3 protein-coding genes are annotated in these 1,854 nt (G+C 71.5%); all 3 read right to left on the bottom strand.

Annotated features, from left to right (window positions below):
* Nucleotides 1-367 (bottom strand): protein-L-isoaspartate O-methyltransferase (locus GJ633_RS16335; protein ID WP_156589608.1); only part of this gene is annotated, 367 nt, incomplete at its 3' end.
* An 84-nt stretch (nt 368-451) separates the two neighbouring features.
* A complete protein-coding gene (locus GJ633_RS16340) occupies nt 452-1,105 on the bottom strand; it encodes a protein-L-isoaspartate(D-aspartate) O-methyltransferase (RefSeq protein WP_156589609.1) in 654 nt (217 codons plus the stop codon).
* 63 nt (nt 1,106-1,168) lie between these two features.
* Nucleotides 1,169-1,645 (bottom strand): Hsp20/alpha crystallin family protein, encoded by a 477-nt coding sequence (locus tag GJ633_RS16345; protein ID WP_156589610.1) that lies wholly within the window; start codon nt 1,643-1,645, stop codon nt 1,169-1,171.
* Nucleotides 1,646-1,854 lie beyond the last annotated feature (209 nt).

Raw genomic sequence — 1,854 nt, forward strand, 5'->3', positions numbered from 1 at the left:
CGTAGCCGGCGGCGGCGAGGTTCGACCGCGCGATCGCGACCGCCTCGCGGTCGATGTCGACCGCGTGAACGTGTCGTGCGCCGGCGATCTCGGCGAGCATCGCGACCGTGTACCCGACGCCCGCCCCGACCACGAGCACCTCGTCGCCCGCGTCGGCGTCGAGCGCCGTGATCAGCCGCACGGCGGTCTCCGGCGCGAGGACTCGCGTGTCGGACGCGTCGTCGCGAGCGCCGCCTCTCGACGGGTCGTCGACGAACGGCTCTCTGGGCACGCGCTGGAGGGCGGTGAGCACGGACGCGTCGAGCGGCTCGCCGATCCGGTGTTCGAGCCCCTCGATCATGTCCGCGCGGAGCGACGCCTCGTCCATGGGTCGACTCGGTGCTCGGTCCTCTAAAACCGCTCGCTCGCTGTCGGTTCGTGACGCTTCGCGCCCATGGCTCTCGTCGTCCGGTCACCGCATCGGGACGAACCGGACGCCGCCGTGGTCCGTCCGGTCGATCCCGTCCGCGCGGAGGTCGAGGCGGACGAGCCGCTGGCCGCCGAGCGACCCGACGGGCGCGACGACGCGGCCGCCGATCCGGACGCGCTCAAGGATCGAATCCGGAACGTCTCCCTCGGGCGCACACGTGAGGTACGCGGCGTCAAACGGGTCCGCGTCCCGGAACGCCTCCCGGGCGTCGCCGGCGTGGACGGTCACGTCGTACCCGAGTCGGTGGAGCCGCTCGCGGGCCGCCTCGGCCAGCTCCGGCACGTACTCGGCGCTGTAGACGTTCTCGCCGCCGACGATCTCGGCGACGACGGCCGCGTGGTAGCCGCAGCCGGTGCCGACTTCGAACACCCGGTCGCCCGGTTCGAGATCGAGCAGGTCGGTCATCATCGCGACCATGTGCGGCGCGCTGATCGTCTGGTCGTGGCCGATCGGGAGCGGGCGGTCCGCGTACGCCTGCGACCGGTGCCGCTCCGGGAGGAACGCGTGCCGCGGCACCGCCTCGATCGCCGCCAGGGTTCGCTCGTCGACGTCGAGCCGGCCGCGGAGATCGGCGACGAGCCGGCGGCGAGCGCGCTCGTGATCGGCGTCGTTCGCGTCGTCGGCGTCGTCGTTCATGCGAGGAGGTAACGGGGGGCGCGTGGAGAAGCTACCGGCGCACAAAAGACCGGCACGGGACGCTCAGTCGATGTCGATGCTGTGCCCGCCGTCGTCGGTCTCCGAACGCTTCGGGAGCGTGACGGTGAGCACGCCGTTGTCGTACGAGGCGGTGGCGGCGTCGCGGTCGACGGGCGCCGGCACCGTGACGCGCCGGGAGACCGCCCGGGTGCGTCGCTCGCGCCGGTGGTACTGCACGTCGTCGTCCGCCGCTTCGTCCGCGGGCTCGACGTCGCGCTCTTCCTCGCGGGTCGCCGCGATCGTGAGCGCGTCCTCGCGGAGTTCGACCTCGATCTCGTCGTCGTCGAAGCCGGGGAGATCGGCGACGACGGTGACCGCTTCGTCGTCTTCGACCACGTCAACGTCGACGTCGCGGAGGCCCGGTAACGGCGGCGTGGCGGGCGAGTCGGCGGTGTCGAGCGTGCCGCTGAGCTCCTCGAACTCCCGGCCCATGCGTTCGAGCAGCGCCTCGATCTCGTTGAACGGATCGCGTCGTGTCATACAGGTCAGGATTCGAGACGGAGGAACTTGAACGTACGGGCGGGATCCGTCGTGGAATCGGATCGACTGCGATCGGAGCAAGCAGAACGCGTGTGCGAGTGGGACCGGCCGGGTTGCGTGTGCGAGTGGGACCGGCCGGTTGCGTGTGTGAGTGGACCGGCCGGCTGCGTGTGCGATCGGTCCGAGCGGTCAGAGGAAGAGGCGCCAGT

The organism is Halorubrum sp. CBA1125 (assembly GCF_009742825.1).
Taxonomy (GTDB): domain Archaea; phylum Halobacteriota; class Halobacteria; order Halobacteriales; family Haloferacaceae; genus Halorubrum.

Excerpts from the sequence above, each read along its gene's own strand:
- GJ633_RS16340 (WP_156589609.1), bottom strand. The coding sequence starts at position 1,105 with ATGAACGACGACGCCGACGACGCGAACGACGCCGATCACGAGCGCGCT.
- GJ633_RS16345 (WP_156589610.1), bottom strand. The coding sequence starts at position 1,645 with ATGACACGACGCGATCCGTTCAACGAGATCGAGGCGCTGCTCGAACGC.